This window comes from Streptomyces sp. NPDC088810 (genome assembly GCF_044750305.1).
GTDB lineage: Bacteria > Actinomycetota > Actinomycetes > Streptomycetales > Streptomycetaceae > Streptomyces.
In genome coordinates this window covers 231,450-248,145 of sequence record NZ_JBIVJQ010000011.1, presented here as the reverse complement: position 1 = coordinate 248,145, position 16,696 = coordinate 231,450, and the positions used below count along the sequence as shown (strand labels likewise).

General features: G+C 72.6%; 9 protein-coding genes. 1 reads left to right on the top strand and 8 read right to left on the bottom strand.

What is annotated here, in order from left to right:
* Positions 1–9: 9 nt before the first annotated feature.
* The 5 genes from ACIP4Y_RS30480 to ACIP4Y_RS30460 are packed head-to-tail and all read right to left on the bottom strand — an operon-like array spanning position 10 to position 7,866.
* On the bottom strand, positions 10–2,202 hold the full coding sequence (locus tag ACIP4Y_RS30480) for a glycosyl hydrolase family 95 catalytic domain-containing protein (protein ID WP_401398889.1): 2,193 nt from the start codon (positions 2,200–2,202) through the stop codon (positions 10–12).
* Positions 2,199–4,178 (bottom strand): beta-galactosidase, encoded by a 1,980-nt coding sequence (locus tag ACIP4Y_RS30475; RefSeq protein WP_401398888.1) that lies wholly within the window; start codon positions 4,176–4,178, stop codon positions 2,199–2,201. Before ACIP4Y_RS30475 ends, ACIP4Y_RS30480 begins: the two co-directional genes overlap by 4 nt.
* Positions 4,175–5,110 carry a carbohydrate ABC transporter permease gene (locus tag ACIP4Y_RS30470; protein WP_401398887.1) on the bottom strand — a complete coding sequence of 312 codons (936 nt, stop codon included), beginning with the start codon at positions 5,108–5,110 and terminating at the stop codon, positions 4,175–4,177. Before ACIP4Y_RS30470 ends, ACIP4Y_RS30475 begins: the two co-directional genes overlap by 4 nt.
* Positions 5,107–6,141, bottom strand: coding sequence for an ABC transporter permease subunit (locus ACIP4Y_RS30465; protein ID WP_358645086.1), 1,035 nt, complete (start codon positions 6,139–6,141; stop codon positions 5,107–5,109). Before ACIP4Y_RS30465 ends, ACIP4Y_RS30470 begins: the two co-directional genes overlap by 4 nt.
* Before the next feature lie 27 nt (positions 6,142–6,168).
* The gene (locus ACIP4Y_RS30460; protein WP_401398886.1) at positions 6,169–7,866 is read right to left on the bottom strand and encodes an extracellular solute-binding protein; all 1,698 of its coding nucleotides are present in this window, start codon (positions 7,864–7,866) and stop codon (positions 6,169–6,171) included.
* Positions 7,867–8,203: 337 nt separating this feature from the next.
* Between ACIP4Y_RS30460 and ACIP4Y_RS30455 the strand changes: the two genes are divergently transcribed.
* Positions 8,204–11,038, top strand: a complete 2,835-nt coding sequence (locus ACIP4Y_RS30455; protein WP_401398885.1) for a glycoside hydrolase family 3 C-terminal domain-containing protein — start codon at positions 8,204–8,206, stop codon at positions 11,036–11,038.
* Between the two features lie 133 nt (positions 11,039–11,171).
* Here ACIP4Y_RS30455 and ACIP4Y_RS30450 read toward each other — a convergent pair whose 3' ends face one another.
* The 3 genes from ACIP4Y_RS30450 to ACIP4Y_RS30440 all read right to left on the bottom strand — a co-directional run bounded on the left by ACIP4Y_RS30450 (position 11,172) and on the right by ACIP4Y_RS30440 (position 16,604).
* Positions 11,172–12,617 carry an aldehyde dehydrogenase family protein gene (locus ACIP4Y_RS30450; RefSeq protein ID WP_401398884.1) on the bottom strand — a complete coding sequence of 482 codons (1,446 nt, stop codon included), beginning with the start codon at positions 12,615–12,617 and terminating at the stop codon, positions 11,172–11,174.
* A 145-nt stretch (positions 12,618–12,762) separates the two neighbouring features.
* On the bottom strand, positions 12,763–14,340 hold the full coding sequence (locus ACIP4Y_RS30445) for a PucR family transcriptional regulator (protein ID WP_401398883.1): 1,578 nt from the start codon (positions 14,338–14,340) through the stop codon (positions 12,763–12,765).
* A gap of 107 nt (positions 14,341–14,447) precedes the next feature.
* Positions 14,448–16,604 carry an ATP-binding protein gene (locus ACIP4Y_RS30440; protein WP_401398882.1) on the bottom strand — a complete coding sequence of 719 codons (2,157 nt, stop codon included), beginning with the start codon at positions 16,602–16,604 and terminating at the stop codon, positions 14,448–14,450.
* Positions 16,605–16,696 lie beyond the last annotated feature (92 nt).

Here is a 16,696-nt window from a genome sequence, read left to right as displayed (position 1 = left end):
TTGCTCCGGTCACCGCGCCCCCAGGGTGAGGACGCGGTCTTCTCCGGCGACGAGGTCGAGCGGCTCGGCGCCGGAGGAAGTCCGCAGTTCGACGCGGAGGGTGCGGCCCGGTCGTACGACGGCCCGGGCGCCGCCCGGGTCCCAGGCGAGGTCGACCTCCGCGCCGAACCGGGTGCGCACGCCGCGCAGTTCGCCGCGCGGGCAGCTGTCCGGGACGGCCGGCAGCAGGACGAGCCGGTCCGGGGTGGACTGCACGAGCAGTTCGATCAGCACGCCGGGCAGGGTGTGCGCGGCGTCCGCGTTGTAGACGTCCCGGTGCGGGTAGTGGGCACTCATCAGGGAGGCGTGGAAGAAGTCGCCGCCGAGGACCCGGCGCAGGGCCCGGCCGGCGTGTTCCCGGTCCCGGAGGCGGGCGGCGATCAGGGCCTGGTGCAGATGGCCGTGGGCGGAGTCGTTCTCGGCGCCGCGCAGGGCGAGCGCCCGGTGGGCGGCGGCGGCCAGGCGCGGGGTGTCGTACGGGGTGATCTCCTCCAGCGGCCAGACGCCGTAGAGGTGGCTGAGGTGGCGGTGGTCGTAGCTGTCCTCCAGGCCGGGCCACGCCCATTCGGCGAGGGCGCCGTCGGCGTTGATCCGGTGCGGGGGTATGCGGTCGGCCAGCGTGCGCCAGCGGTCGGCGTGTTCGGGGTGGTAGCGGGCGGCGGTGCGCAGGGTGTGGCGGGCGGCGGAGAGGTCCATGGCCGCGTTGAGCGCGCCCCAGCTGCCGCCCGCGGGGCGGTTCTCGGGCGAATAGGAGGGGACGACGACCAGGTGTCCGCCGGCGTCCGTGCGGGTGAGGAAGTCCTCGTAGAAGAGCGCCGCCTCGGCGAGGGCGGCGGCGGTGCGCGGGTCCCGCTCGCCGCGGATCTCGTCGTGGTCGACCAGTGGTTTGAGCAGCCAGTCGGCGCCGGCGGTCCACAGCTGGAGCGGATAGGCGCGGTCGAAGTGGTAGGTGTACCCCGACTCGCCGTCGGTGTGGGCGGGTGCGACCACGCCCCGGGTGCCGAAGATCGCGCGGGCGTTGGCCCGCCAGTCCGGGAGCTGCCGCTCGACCAGCGCGGCCAGCGCCTCGGTGACCTCGGGCAGGGCGGCGGCGGGCGCGGCGGCGGTCTGGAGATTGAGGTTGGCGTTCGTGGTGAACGCACCCGACCAGGCGGTGTCCCAGTCGCCGGTCCACAGTCCGGTGAGCCGGGGCGGGTTGAATCCGCTGCTGGAGAGCAGGTGGTAGCGGCCGGCGGCGAACAGCCGTTCCAGCAGGGCCGGGCTGTCCGGGCGGTTCAGCAGCTCGGAGCCGGGCAGGGCACGCTCGGCCGGGTCGGCGCCGAGGTCGAGGCCGACCCGCAGGTAGGCGGGGCGGTGCCGGTCCAGGTGGCGGGCGAGGAGACCGTCGTAGGGCCGGTCGGTGCCGTCGAGCAGGGCCTGGAGCAGCCGGGTCTCGGCGACCACGTCGGTCTCGCCGGTGTGCCGGCGCACCCGGGTGAGCAGCAGCACCGAACGGGCACCGGTAACGCGGACGCCCGGCGGGGCGAGTTCGGTCCGGCCGCCGGAGACGGCGACCAGGGTCACTCCGGTGTAGGCGCGGTCGCTGTCCGGGTAGCGGGCGCGCAGGCTCAGCAGGGCGCCCTCGGGGGTGAGCAGCGTGCCGTGGCCGACGCGCAGCCTGGCCGGGGCGCCGGGCAGCCGGTGGTCCAGGCGGATGTCGAGGTCGCCGCCGGTGACCTCGTGCACGAGCACGTCGTCCGCGCGGGAGACGAAGACACGGCTGCGGGCGTCGCCGCGGACCGCCGTGGCCTCGCCGGTGGTGAAGTCGACGGCACGGCGGACGTACCGGCCGCCGTCCGTGCTCCGGCGCACGCGGACCTGGAAGGCGGGGTGGAAGGGCTGCACCCACTGGAGCGGCCGGCCGTCGGTGAGGCGCTCGGCGGCGGTGAGGTCGCCGGCGAGCAGCCGGTCCTGCACCGCGGGGAGCGCGGCGGCCAGCCGGGGCGGCCGGGCGTGCTCGCCGCCGTTGGGCCGCACCAGGGTGTGATGGGTGACGACCACCCGCTCATCGTTCGGGTCTCCGAACACAAGGGCGCCGTGGTGGCCGTTCCCGCTCAGGAAGGCGTCCTCCCAGCGGGCGGCCGGGGCCGGCTCCCAGGTGCCGTGGACCGGCGTACCGCTCATGAGCGCAGCACCGCCACACCGTAGCGGCCGAGGGTGACCGTGTCCGTGACGTCCGTGCCGCCGAGCAGCTCGCGGTGGGTGCCCGGCACCGGCACGGTGACCGGCTCCCGCCCGTGGTTGAGCAGGAACAGCAGCTCGCCGCGGCGCACCGCCTCGACGCCGACCGGGAGCCCGTCCAGCACCGGCCGCACCCCCGCCTCGGCGGCGATGCCGGCCAGCAGGGAGCGCAGCGCCGCGGGTTCGGGCAGCGTGGACAGGTACCAGGCGCGGCCCCGGTGCAGCACGGCGGGCAGCCCGTCCAGTTCACCGCCTCGGTAGGGCACGGTCTCGGCGGCGCCGGGCTCTGGCTCGATCTCCTCCGACCACAGCGTGCCGCGGAAGCCCTCGCACGCCACGGTTTCCCCCGCCTCCAGCGGCCACCACTCGTGCAGCGTGCGGATGCCGAACAGTTCGCGCAGCCGGGCGTCCATGCCGCCGGCCCGGACCCGGTCGTCCTCGTCGGCGACACCGGTGTGGAAGCCGCAGACGAGGGTGCCGCCGCCGCGGACGTACGCGAGGAGGCTGGCGATGGCGGCGTCGGTGAGCAGGTACAGCTGGGGGGCGACGACGAGCCGGTAGCCGGACAGGTCGTGTTCCGGGTGGGCGAAGTCGGTGGTGAGGTGGGCCTCCCACAGGGCCCGGTGCCAGGCGGTGAGCACCTCGGGCAGGTCGACCAGCGTCGACAGCCTGCCCTCGTGGTCGCCGGCCCACCAGGAGTGCCAGTCGTGCAGGACGGCGACATCGGCGGTGATCCGCGCACCCGCGGCGTCGGCCGAGATGTCCGCGAGTTCGGCGCCGAGCTGCTTGACCTCCTGGAAGGTGCGCCCCTCCTCCCCCGCGTGGCCGACCATCCCGGAGTGGAACTTCTCCGCGCCCTGCCGGGACTGGCGCCACTGGAAGTAGCAGACGGCGTCGGCGCCGCGGGCGACGGCCTGGAAGGACCACAGGCGGTTGAGGCCGCGCGGCTTGGGGTGGTTCACGCCCCGCCAGTTGACCGGCCCGGCGGCCTGTTCCATCAGCATCCACGGCCCGCGCGCCTGCGAACGGGTGAGGTCCTGCACGAGCGCCCCGCGCTGCGCGCCCAGCGGATCGCGCGGGTCGGGATAGAGGTCGACGGAGACGACGTCCTCCTCCTCGGCCCACCGCCAGGCGTCCTGCCCCGTCCACAGCGGCATGAAGTTGGTGGTGACCGGGATGTGCGGGGTGTGCCGGCGGACGATGTCCCGCTCGGCGGTGTAGCACTCCAGGAGCATGTCGGAGGTGAACCGCCGGAAGTCCAGCACCTGGCCGGGGTTCTTCAGGTAGTGGGCGTGGCGCGGGGGCAGGATGCCGTCCCAGGTGTCGTAGCCCTGGCTCCAGAAGGCGGTGCCCCAGGCGGTGTTGAGGGCGTCCAGGGTGCCGTACTTCGCGCGCAGCCAGCGGCGGAAGGCGGCGGCGGCCTCGTCGCCGTAGTCGAAGGTGCAGTACTCGTTGTTGATGTGCCACAGGGTGAGGGCCGGGTGGCCGGCGTAGCGGGCGGCCAGGTCCTCGGTGATGGCGGCGGCGTACCGGCGGTAGGTGGCGCTGGAGTGCGAGAAGTGCTGCCGGCCGCCCCACCACTCGGTGCGGCCGTCGGCGTCCCGGGGCAGGGTGTCCGGGTGCAGCCGGCCCATCCAGGGCGGCGGGGAGCAGGTGGGCGTGGCCAGGACGACGCCGATGCCGTGGGCGTGCATGAGGTCCATCAGCCGGTCCAGCCAGCCGAACTCGCGCGCTCCCGGCTCGGGTTCGAGCCTGGCCCAGGAGAAGACGCCGAGCGTGACGGAGTTGACGCCGGCGTCCTTCATCAGCCGGACGTCGTCCTGCCAGGTTTCCTCCGGCCACTGCTCGGGGTTGTAGTCGCCGCCGAAGAGGATGCGGCCCCGGGTGGCGTCGGCGAGGGCCGGCTTCCTGTGCGTCACCCCTTCACCGCCCCCGTCAGCATCCCCTTCTTGAAGTGCTTCTGGACGAACGGCGACAGCACGGCGACCGGCAGCAGCGCCATCACCATGACCGCCATCTGGACGGCAAGGCCCGACAGCTGACCGGTCCTGATGGCCTGGCTCAGACCGACCGGCGCCTCCTGCTTCTGCACGAGCTGGATCATGACGTTCTGCAGCGGCATCATGTCCTGGTCGTTCAGGTAGAGCGAGGCGTTGAACCAGGCGCTCCAGTACCCGACGGCGTAGAACAGCGTGATCACCGCGAGGACCGCCCGCGACAGCGGCATGACGATCTGCCAGAGGATCCGCAGGTCCCCGGCGCCGTCGATGCGCGCGCTGTCGACGAGTTCCTGCGAGATGCCCATGAAGAAGCCGCGCAGCACCAGGATGTTGAAGACGCTCACCGCGCTCGGCAGGATCAGCGCGAGATAGGTGTCCGTCAGCCCGAGGGACTGCACCAGCAGGTAGGTGGGGATGAGGCCGGCACTGAAGAACATGGTCGCCAGCAGCACCATCAGGATCCAGCGGTGGCCGAGGGACCCGGTGCGGGACAGGCCGTAGGCGCACAGGACGGACACCGTCATCGAGAACAGCGTGCCGACCAGGGTGACGAGGATGCTGACGACCGCGGCGCGGGTGACCTGGCCGCCGCTCAGCAGCTCCTTGTAGGCGATGAAGGTGATGCCCTTGGGCACGATCACCAGGCCGCCCGCCTCGTCGATGGTCTTGCGCGAGGAGACGCTGGTGACGATCACGATCCACAGCGGGAAGAGGATCGCCAGGCAGGCGAACGACAGGGCGATGCCCTTGCCCGCGAGGCCGGCCTTCGAGGGCTCTTCCTCCCATGCCGGGCGGGGCGGCGCGGCCCACCGGTGGGGTTTGGCCACCGGTTCGTCGATGACGGCGGTCACTTCTTGTACACCCCCTGCTCGCCCATGAGATGGGCCACCTTGTTCGCGGCGAGGACGAGGCCGATGCTGACCACGCCCTTGATCAGGCCGGCGGCGGCCGCGTAGCCGAAGTCCTGGTTGCGCACGCCGTTCCACCACACGAAGGTGTCGAGGACCTCGCCCGCGTCCGTTCCGACGCCGTCGCGTTGCAGCAGGATCTGTTCGAACCCGACGGTCAGGGCGTCACCGACGCGCAGCACGAGGAGGAGCGCGATCACCGGACGCAGTGCGGGCAGCGTGACGTGCCACATACGGCGCCAGCGTCCGGCGCCGTCCATCGCGGCGGCCTCGTACAGGTCCGTGGGCACCGAGGCCAGCGCGGCGAGGAAGACGATGATCCCCCACCCGGCGTCCTTCCACACGCTCTGGGCGGTGATCAGGAACGGGAAGGTGTTCGGGTCGGTCATGATGTCGAGGCCGTCGTACCCGTGCTGCCGCAGCAGCTGGGAGAGCATCCCGGCGCCGCCGAACATCTGCTGGAAGACGGCGATGACCAGCACCCAGGAGAAGAAGTGCGGCAGGTAGAGCACGGCCTGCGCGACCGCCCGCACCCGGGGCCGGACCACGCTGTTGATGAGCAGCGCGAGCAGGATCGGGATCGGGAAGAACAGCAGGAGCTGGACGAAGAACAGCACCAGCGTGTTCTGGACGGCGTTCCAGAACGCCGAGTCCTCGAACATCCGCTGGAAGTTCTCCATGCCCACGAAGGGGCTGTGCAGGATGGAGACGATGCCGTTGTCGCTGATGTAGGGGTCGTAGTCCTGGAAGGCGACGACGTTGCCGAGGATCGGCAGGTAGTTGAAGACCAGGACCAGCACGATGGCCGGCACCGTCATGAGGATCAGGGCGCGGTCGCGTCTGAACCTGAGCCGGAGGCTCAGCTTCCCCGAGCCTCGTTCCTCTCGCGCGCCGGTGGCGTCGGCGGACGCCGCCGGGGTCTTCACCGGCGTGCCGGCCTCGGCGCCGCTCCGAGGCACCGTGCTGTGGGACACGGCTGTTCTCCTTGCCTCGGAGCCGGGTCAGCTCGCCGCCGGACCGTTCTCGTCGAGAAGCTTCTTGTACCAGTCGCGCAGCTTGTCGCCGCCCTTGCTCTTCCAGTCGGAGACGGCCTGCTGCATGTCGCTGATCTTCTTGTGCCCGCGGATGATGTCGTCCTCGAGCTGCTCGAAGTCGTTGGCGAGGTTGGTGTAGCGGGACGGCTCGGTGATCTGCAGGCCCCAGAAGGACGACTTCTTGGTGTGGGAGCCCGTCCGCTGCTCCCACTCGACCATGGCCCTGGTGTAGTCGGGCATGTCGGGGTGGGCGGTGGTCGCGGCGGGGCTCGCCACCATGACGTAGGCGTTGAGGACCTCGTTGTTGCCCTTGTCGTTCTTGACGGGGACCCCGTTCTTGATCGTGTAGTGGGTGCCCTCGACGCCGTAGTTGGTCATCATCCACTCCTTGGTGCCGTACGGCGCCGCGGTGACGTTGGCGATCGCCAGCACGTCGTGGACGACGGACTCGGAGGCCCTCTTGTTGACGAAGGCGAAGATCCCGGCCGGGTTCTGGGCGTACAGCACCGGGTCACCGCCGTCGTGACCCCAGATGTCCATGCCCCAGACCTTGAAGTCGGGGTTCTGCGTGGCCTGGACGGCCTGCTGGCCGTACCAGTTGACGATGTTGTTGTTCCAGATCAGGAACTCGCCGGCGGCGAACTTGGGGGCGGGGTCGACGGCCTGGCTCTTGCCCAGCTTGAAGTCCGGGTGGACGACTCCGGCAGCGAACAGCTTGCGCGTCCACTCGATGGCTTCCAGGTACTCCGGGGTCTCGATGCGGTTGACCAGCTTGCCGTCGACCAGGTTCCACCAGAGCGGCTTCTCCCCGCCTGAGAGCACCCCGAAGGTGTTCATCGCGGTCCACTTCATGTCACCGCACGCCCACCGCTTGGCCCGGGCGTTGGTGATGTCCTTGCACAGCGCCATGAACTCGTCGGCGGAGCGCGGGATCTCGTAGCCCTCCTTGTCGAAGACGTCCTGGCGGTAGAGGGGCACGATGGTCTGGACGGAGGGGGCGGGCTGCGGCAGGCCCATCAGCTTGCCGCCGAAGATGGAGCGCTGCCAGGCGTCGGACGGGATGGCCGCGAGGTTGGGGTACTCCTTGGCCTTGTCCCCGGACAGGTACGGGCCGAGGTCGGCGAACTTGCTGATGATGGCGCTGGGTATCTTGCCCATCATGTTCCAGCTGGGGACGACGACCACGTCCGGGACGTCGCTGGAGGCGAGGACCGCGCCGAGCTTCTGGTCGTAGGTGTTGCCGTCCTGGTTGCGCCACTCGACGTCGACGCCGATCAGGTCGTTCATCGACGTGTAGTACGGGTTGTTCTGCTTCGGCGGCGAGCCCCAGAACGGCGACATGACGGTGACCTTGCCGCCCTTGCCGAGCTTCTTGGGGACCGAGGTCTTGAGGGTGCCGACGTCGAGCTTGGCCGTGAAGCCCATCGACGAGCCGTTCTTGGACGGGATGTCCGGCTTCACCACGCTGCTGGCCACGTAGGCGGGCAGGATCTTCTTGGCGTTCTTGCCCGAGGTGGTGCCTTCCCGCGAGCCGTTGTCCGCACTCCCGCAGGCGGAGAGCAGCGGCATCCCGCCCGCGACCGCCGCGGCGGCGACCGCCGTGGAGGCGAGGAAGCTTCTCCGGCTGGTGCCGGTGGAGGCGGAGGAGGCGGCGTTCGGCGTCATTGCGTCAACCCTTCATGGCGCACCAGGACACCCGGCGGTGGGCCGTCGGCTGCGGTGTCTTCAGTGGATCCGGCTGAGCAGAAGCGTGTCTGCGTGGCGAGCAGTCGAAGCGCTTCGATGTTGCTGCGAGGTTAAGTGAACACCTTGGGGCGCACAAGGGTCGTTCCCAAGATTCCTCAGAGGTCCGACGGTTCGGTGAGTCGTCGGTCGCTCCTGGCACCGGGGGCGGCGACATCGGCTCTGTTCGGGCACGGCACCTTGACACCGGGCTGCGGTCGAATGAGCATCGAAGCGCTTCGAAAGCGTCGCGCCGCTCCATTCGCAAGGGGAACCACTCGTGACCGTTGACTCGCCGTCCACCCCGCCGTTCCGTGATCCGCACCTGCCGTTCGCGAAACGCATCGACGACCTGCTGGCGCGACTGACCGTGGACGAGAAGATCTCCTTCCTGCACCAGTACGCACCGGCCGTGGAGCGGCTCGGCATCGCCGCCTGGCGGACCGGCCAGGAGGCCCTGCACGGCGTGGCCTGGATGGGCCCGGCGACCGTGTTCCCGCAGGCGGTCGGGCTCGGCGCGACCTGGAACCCGGACCTGGTACGGCGGATCGGGGAGGCGGTGTCCAAGGAGGCCCGGGCGATGCGCACCCGCGACGACCGGGTCGGCCTCAACATCTGGTCGCCGACGGTCAACCTGCTGCGGCACCCGCTGTGGGGCCGCAACGAGGAGGGCTACGCGGAGGACCCGAAGCTGACCTCGGCCATCGCCACGGCCTACACACACGGCCTGCGCGGCGACCATCCCCGGTACTGGCGCACCGCGCCCGTGCTGAAGCACTGGCTGGCGCACAACAACGAGACGGACCGGGCCACCTCGTCGGCCTCCGTACGCCCCCGGGTGCTGCACGAGTACGACCTGCGCGCCTTCCGGGACACGGTCGAGGCGGGCGCGGTGGCCGGGGTGATGCCCGCCTACAACCTGGTCAACGGCCGCCCCAACCACGTCTCCCCGTACCTGCGCGAGCAGTTGCGCACCTGGACCGACGAGGAGCTGCTGGTCTGCTCGGACGCGGGCGCGCCGTCCAACCTGGTCGACGCCGAGCACTACTACGACACCCACGAGGAGGCCACCGCGGCGGCCCTGCTGGCAGGCGTGGACAGCTTCACCGACCACGGCACGGACTCCTCGCTGATCACCGCGCGGGTCGAGGGGGCCGTGCAGCAGGGCCTGCTGACGGAGGCCGACCTCGACGCCGCGGTCCGCCGCCAGCTCTCCGTCCGCTTCCGGCTCGGCGAGTTCGACCCGCACTACGACCCGCACGCGGCCACCGGCGAGTTCGACACCCCCGCCCACCGGGCGCTCGCGCGGGAGGCCGCCGAGCAGGCGATCGTGCTGCTGAAGAACGACGACGGCCTGCTGCCGCTCGCCGCGGACACCCGGATCGCGGTCGTCGGTCTGCTCGCCGACGAGTGCAAACTCGACTGGTACAGCGGCACCCTCCTGCACCGCTCCACTCCCCTGGAGGGCGTGTACGAGCGGTTCGGCGCGCAGCACGTGGAGTTCGCGGAGGGCGTGGACCGGGTCCGGCTGCGGACGGCGGCGGGCGCCTTCCTGTCCGTTCCGGCGGCGGACGCCCCCGACCGGGCGCGCGGCGCCGAGGGCGCGCTGGACCCCGCGCTGCTGGCGGGCCGTACCGATCTGCCGCCGCTCACCGCCGACGCGACCGGCACCGAGTTCGCGCTGGCCGACTGGGGCGAGGGGGTGCTGACCCTGCGCGCCCCCGACGGCCGCTACCTCTCGGTCGCCGAGGACGGCTACCTGCGCGCCTCCGCCGACCAGCCCGGTGGCTGGGTCGTCCAGGAGACCTTCCGCCTCGAACCGCACCGCGGCGGTCACCTCCTCCGGCATCTGGGCACGGGCCGCCATGTCCGGGTCGCCGCCGACGGGGTGAAGGTTGCCGACACGGGCGACGTCTTCGAGGTGGTCACGGTCGAGCGGGGCGAGGACGCCGTGGCCCGGGCGGCGGCCGGGGCGGACGTCGTCCTGGTGGTGGCGGGCAACGACCCGCACATCAACGGCCGGGAGACCGAGGACCGTACGACCCTGCTGCTGCCGGAGCACCAGCAGCGGCTGCTGCGCGCGGCCCGCGCCGCCAACCCGCGCACCGTCCTGGTGCTGGTGTCGGCCTACCCGTACGCGGTGGACACGGCCCGGCTGCCGGCCGCGCTGTGGACGGCGCACGGCGGCCAGGCCGCGGGCACGGCCCTGGCCCGGGTGCTGGCCGGCGACGTCTCCCCGGCCGGCCGCCTGCCCCAGACCTGGTACGCCTCCGACGCCGACCTGCCCGACCTGCTCGACTACGACGTGATCGGCAGCCGTCAGACCTACCTCTACTTCGAGGGCACCCCGCTCTTCCCCTTCGGCCACGGCCTGTCGTACGCGTCCTTCGGGTACGCCGGCCTGGCGGTCCGGGTGGAGGCCGACTCGGTGCTGGTGAGCTGCACGGTCACCCACACCGGGGAGCGGACGGCGGACGAGGTGGTCCAGCTCTACGGCCGGGCGGTGGACCCGTCGGTGCCCCGGCCGCGCCGCGAGCTGCTGGACCACCGCCGGATCACGCTCACCCCCGGCGAGACGGCCGCCGTCTCCTTCGAGGTCCCGCTCTCCGCGCTGGAGTTCTGGGACGTACGACAGGACGGATGGTGCCTGGAACGGGGCCCGTACGAGCTGCTGGTGGGCGCCTCCAGCGAGGATGTGCGCCTGCGGACGACCGTGCACCTCGACGGGGCGGCCCCGGCTCCCCGCGCGGTGCCGGGACGCGGCCTGTCCGGCGCCGGCTTCGACGAGCAGTCCGGCATCGCGATCGTGGACCGGACGCGGACGGCGGGCGACGCGGTGACCCCGGCCCACGGCGGAACGGCCGAACTGGTCTACCGCGCCTGCGACTTCGGAACGGGCGTGCGCGAGGTGACCGCGCGGGTGGCGGGCGAGGGCACCGTGGAACTCGCCCTGGACGGCGGCCCGGTGCTGGCGGCGCTCACCCTGGACACGCCCACGGACGGCCCGTACGCCTACACGGACCTGACCGCCGGGCTGGTCGCCGACGGCGTCCACGACGTCCGCCTCAGACTGCGCGGCCCGCTGCGGCTCGCGCACGTCGGCTTCTCCGGTTGAGGGTCCGGAGGAGACCGGCACCCGGTAGGGGCCCGGCACCGGAAGGTGCCGGGCCCCTACCGGGCGACGAGAACGGCCGCAGCCCCCGCACAGTGGGCTGCGGCCGTTCCGTTTCCGACCTGTCCGTGGCAGGTCAGAGCGCGAGACCGGTCAGCACCAGCACGCGCTCGTAGGTGTAGTCCTCCATCGCGTACCGCACACCTTCGCGGCCCACGCCGGACTGCTTGGCGCCGCCGTACGGCATCTGGTCGGCGCGGTAGGACGGGACGTCGCCGATCACCACACCGCCGACCTCGAGGGCGCGGTGGGCACGGAAGGCGACCTGCAGGTCGTGGGTGAACACGCCCGCCTGGAGGCCGTACTTGGAGTCGTTGACCGCTGCGAACGCCTCGGCCTCGCCGTTCACCTTCTGCACGGTGAGGACGGGTCCGAAGACCTCCTCGCAGGCGAGGGTGACGCCCGCCGGTACGTCGGTGAGCACGGTCGGCGCGTACGAGGCACCGTCGCGGTCGCCACCGGTGAGCAGCGTGGCGCCGGCCTCGACCGCCTCCTTGACCCAGGACTCGACGCGCTGGGCGGCGTCCTCGCTGACCAGCGGGCCGACGTCGGTCTTGTCGTCGGCGGGGTCACCGGTGACCTGGGCCTCGACGGCGGCGACGATGCGGGGCAGCAGGCGGTCGTAGACGGAGGCGTCCGCGATGACGCGCTGCACCGAGATGCAGGACTGGCCGCCCTGGTAGTTGGAGAAGGTCGCGATACGGGTCGCGGCCCAGTCCAGGTCGGCGTCGGAGGCGTAGTCGCCGAGGACGACCGCGGCGCCGTTGCCGCCCAGCTCCAGCGTGCAGTGCTTGCGCGGCACCGAGTCCATGATCGCGTAGCCGACCTTCTCGGAACCCGTGAAGGAGATGACCGGCAGCCGCTCGTCCTGGACGAGGGCGGGCATCTTGTCGTTCGGCACCGGGAGGATGCTCCACGACCCGGCCGGCAGGTCGGTCTCGGCGAGCAGGTCGCCGAGGATCAGCCCGGACAGCGGGGTGGCCGGGGCCGGCTTCAGGATGATCGGGGCGCCGGCGGCGATCGCCGGGGCGACCTTGTGGGCGCACAGGTTCAGCGGGAAGTTGAACGGCGCGATGCCGAGCACGACACCCTTCGGGAAGCGGCGGGTGAGCGCGAGCCGGCCCTGGCCGCCGGCGTCCGTGTCGAGCCGCTGGGCCTCGCCGCCGTTGAACCGGCGGGCCTCCTCTGCGGCGAACCGGAACACCGAGACGGCGCGGCCGACCTCACCGCGGGCCCACTTGATCGGCTTGCCGTTCTCGGCGGAGATCAGCTGGGCGATCTCCTCGGTGCGCTCGGCCAGCCGCTTGCTGACGTGGTCGAGCGCGGCGGCGCGGACGTGCGCCGGGGTGGCGGCGAAGTCCTCGCGGACGGCGTACGCGGCGGCCACGGCCTCCTCGACCTGGGCGTCGGTCGGCACGCCGACCCTTCCGACGAGCCGGCCGTCCCACGGGGAGGTGACGTCGAAGGTGTCCTCGCCGGTGACCTGGCGGCCGGCGAGCCAGAAGGCATGGGTGGAAGTCATGTACGAGTCCCGGCCCTTCCGCGTTGGGGGTGTGCTGCTTGGCTTGCGTGGTCCACGGTAGGGCGGGGGCGCCCGGGGGTCGTTTGTCCGAGTCGTAGCAGTACACGGAACCGGCACTACTGTTTGGACTACTCGGCGCTCCGCACTACTCCGTGGAGGTCGCCTTCAGGGCGAGCCACAGCTCCATCCGCACGTCCGGGTCGTCCAGGCTGCGCCCCAGGATCTCCTCGACGCGCCGCATCCGGTAGCGCAGGGTGTGCCGGTGGACCCCCAGGTCGGCCGCGGCGGCATCCCACTGCCCGTGCCGCGACAGCCACGCCCGCAGCGAGGCGACCAGGTCACCGCGGCCCGTCGCGTCGTGCTCGTGCAGCGCCCGCAGCAGGCCGTCGGCGAACGCCTTCACCGCATCGTCGGCCAGCAGCGGCAGGACGGACCCGGCGGCCAGCCGCTCGTGCTCCACGAACACCCGGCCCCGCCGCCGCGCCACCGACAGCGCCTGCTCGGCCTGCTTGTACGCCGCGGCCGCCGCGATCGGCCCGGCGGGCGCCGACAGCCCGACGACCAGCGCGTCCTCTTCCACCCGGCCCTGCTCGGGCACCGCCCGCTCGGCCTCCCGCGCCGCCGCGTACGCGGCGCACGCGGCCACCGCCGCGCCCTCGTCCGCGGCCAGCACCACCAGCCGCTCCCCCTCCGGCACCACCAGCACGGCCTCCCCGGCGCGCGCCGCCGCGGACTCCACGGCCTCCGCGAGTTCGCTCAGCGGTTCGCCCGCCGTACCCGACCCCGACTCGGCGACGATCATCCGGAACGGGGCGTCCAGCAGCCCGCCGTACAGGTCCCCGGCGACGGCCCGGGCGTGGTCGGGTTCCCCGGCGAGGAGCATGCGCAGCACCGCCGAGCCGACGCGCTGTTCGGCCGCGTGCAGGGAGCGGGAGCGTTCGGTGGTGAGGGTGAGCAGTGCGATGGCGGAGTGGACGGCGTACCGCTCGGCGGTGCCGAGCGCGGCGGCCGTCCCCACGGCGAGCGCGGCGCGCGGGCGCCGGCCGGTGCCGAGGCTGTGCAGTTCCACCCGGTCCTCGTGCTCGGGGCCGCCGACGACGGAGGACGCGGGAGCGGGCCGCTCCCGCAGCCGTTCCACCTCGGTGATGAGCCGGGCGGCACGGCGGCCGGCCCACTCGGGTGCGGCGGCGACGACGGCGCCCGAGGCGTCGTACAGCGCGGCCCAGCCGTCGACCTGGGCGGCGAGCACGGTGAGCACGCCCTCGGGGCCGGTGTTCAGCGCCTGCCTGGTCAGCTCGCGCTGGGCGGCGAAGCCTGCCGTGACCGCCCGGTACTGGTCGGCGGCGATCGCCGCGGAGACGGCCTTGCTGATGGCGAGGAAGGGGGTGCGGCGGGGGACCTCCAGCAGCGGCAGCCCCTCCTGCGCGCAGGCGTCGACGAGGGCCTCGGGGATCTCCTCGTAGTTGACCCCGACGGCGAACCCGAGCCCGACCACGCCCGCGCCGACGAGCCGCCGCACGTACCGCCGCATGACCTCCGGATCCTCCGCGTCCAGCTTGAGCGCGGTGATCAGGAGCAGCTCGCCGCCCTCCATGTAGGGCACGGGGTCGGCCAGCTCGCTGACGTGCGCCCAGCGGACGGGCACGTCCAGGCGGTCCTCGCCCGCGCGCACGGTCAGCTTGAGCGCGGAGTGGTGGACGAGCGAGGCGAGAGTCGGGGGCATGGGGCCTTCACGATGAGGGAGATCCGTCGATCCCGGTGATCTTTTGGCCGCGGTGTATGAACGGCCCACCCCGATTCTGCCTCACCGTACGAGCCCCCGCCCGCGTCTCACCCCCGCAGATCCACCAGCAACGGCGGCGCGTGCTCCCCCTGCACGGTGGTCAACGACAACACGGCATGGCCCGGCGGCACCCCATGAGCCAACTCGGAAGCCGACCACCGCTCCCGCTCGACCTGCCGCACGGTGACGGCGCGCGCGGTGGGCGCCTGACCGGTGATGACCCGGCGCAGCATGTGCACGGCCTTGCCGGCCGGGGTCTCGGCGATGATCTGCCGGTCGGTGACGTCCCGGGCCTCGGTCCACTCCTTGCCCCACACCTCGGCGAAGTCCTGTCCGTCCCAGGGGGTGAGCCCGGACAGCGCCATCCGGCAGCCCGTGGCGCCGAGCAGCGGGCCGCGCAGCGGCCGGGGTACGTCGTCCAGGGTGCGCAGCGTGAGCACCGTGCCGGCGTTGGCGCTGCGCAGCCGCTGGATGCCGCGCACGGCCTCCGGTGTGACGACTCCGGTGGCGTCGTCGAGCAGCAGGCAGGCGAAGAGCGACCGGTCCTCGCGTGCCGTCACGGAGGCCGTGAACTGGGCGAGCACCAGCCGGGCCAGGATCCGGGAGGCGTCGGCGTGGCCGCGCTGGGGCAGGTCGATGCGGACGCGTACCGGGTGGTCGAGGGCGCGCAGCGAGAACGGCCGGCTCTGCCCGGAGGTGTCGAAGAAGGTGGCGAAGGCGGGCCGGTCGAGGAGGGCGATCCGGTCGGCGAGGACTGTGCCGACGTCGCCCGGGTGGGCCATCTGCCGCTCCCGGGCATCGAGTTCCCTGAGCAGGGAGGCGTGCCCGGAGTCGGTCAGGCCCTTGCGCAGGGCGGCCAGCGGGCCGGGGGCGCCGTCGAGCAGCTGCCGCAGCTCCGGTACGGACGGGAAGCGGTCGTGGACGGCGCGGAAAGGGCCGAGCAGCTGGGCGAGGACGGTGGTGGAGCGGCGGCTGTCGCTGCCCGGGTGCGGGTCGGCGAGGTCGCCGACGAGGGCCTCGGCGAGTATGGCGGCGGCCTCGTCGGGGTCGGTGGTGCCGCCGTAGAGGTCGAGGTCGTACACGGAGTCGGGGTGGCCGACGCGGACGACGACGTCGTAGGCCTCCGCCGGGCCGAGGGCGGCGCCCGCCGCGCCGACCACCACGACCGATGCGCGGCCGGCCAGGGCGTGCAGGCACAGGGACTCGGCGAGCGGCCGGACCAGGGCGCCGGTCTTCCCGGAGCCGGCCGGGCCGACGGCGAGCAGGGAGGTACCGAGCAGGTCGGGGCCGAGGGCGAGGCCGGCGCCGCGGTAGTGGTAGGGGTTGCGGGGGTCGTCGGCCGTGGTGCCGAGCCGGACCTGGCCGGTGAGCAGGTCGTGCCGGGCGTGCCGGGCGGGCAGGTCGCGGTCGCCGGAGGGGTGCGGGCAGGCGGCGGCGCCGTCCTGCAGTACGGCGCCGGTGAAGCCGGCGACAGTGTGCCGGCCGGACCGCACGCCCTGCCAGGCCCGGCTGATCCGCGCGTGATCCACATCCCGCATGAGCCCGGCCTTCGCCTCGGCAGCCAGCCGCTCAGCAGCCTCGTACGCCCCCGCCTGCCGCAGCTGCGGCCATTCGGCGGGGTCTTGGTCGGGTGCGGGCGGGGCATCGGCGGCGGGGACGGTGCCGCGGCTGGCCGGCACAGCCGAGCGCAGCGCGGGCATGGCACCGCGCACGAGGGGGGCACCGTAGCGGCGCCAGCACTCACCCCAGTGGCCGATCTTTCCGAACACCGCCAAGATCGCACCGAACACCAGCCACGTGTACAGCCACGATGCGGCCCCGCCCACCTGACCGGCTTCGCCCCTCACCCAGGAATCCGGCGCCAGCACGTACCACGGCCACTGCCAGAAGTCACCGAGATAGCCGTTCCACAGGAGAGAACAGAGCAGCCACCCGCACAGGAGCGCGATCACGGCTCCACCGAGCAGTTGCCGCGTGGGGGTGACCGTGGGTTCGACCTCGGGCCGTGGCCGGTAGTGGAATCGCCAGATTCCGGGTGCCGCCTGCGGCCTGGGCGCGCGTAGCCACGTCAGGAAAGCGGACCCGTCGGGCATCGGCGGCACCGAGGGCATGGGCGGCACCCCCGCCCCCCCAGGTGGCGGCGTCGGGCGTGGTACAGGGTTCGTGTGCGTGCCGCGTGGGATTCGCGTGCTGTCGCTGTCCATCGACCTTGCCCCCTGACCAGCGCGTCCGTCCGCCGTTCCGTCCGTCATCAGCGAGCCAATCTAACGCCCCGGCAAGGGGAGTTCACCGCTTA

What these genes read in the sequence shown, in the direction of transcription:
- ACIP4Y_RS30460 (WP_401398886.1), bottom strand. Translation starts at nt 7,866, where the DNA reads ATGACGCCGAACGCCGCCTCCTCCGCCTCCACCGGCACCAGCCGGAGA.
- ACIP4Y_RS30450 (WP_401398884.1), bottom strand. Translation starts at nt 12,617, where the DNA reads ATGACTTCCACCCATGCCTTCTGGCTCGCCGGCCGCCAGGTCACCGGC.
- ACIP4Y_RS30480 (WP_401398889.1), bottom strand. Translation starts at nt 2,202, where the DNA reads ATGAGCGGTACGCCGGTCCACGGCACCTGGGAGCCGGCCCCGGCCGCC.
- ACIP4Y_RS30445 (WP_401398883.1), bottom strand. Translation starts at nt 14,340, where the DNA reads ATGCCCCCGACTCTCGCCTCGCTCGTCCACCACTCCGCGCTCAAGCTG.
- ACIP4Y_RS30440 (WP_401398882.1), bottom strand. Translation starts at nt 16,604, where the DNA reads ATGGACAGCGACAGCACGCGAATCCCACGCGGCACGCACACGAACCCT.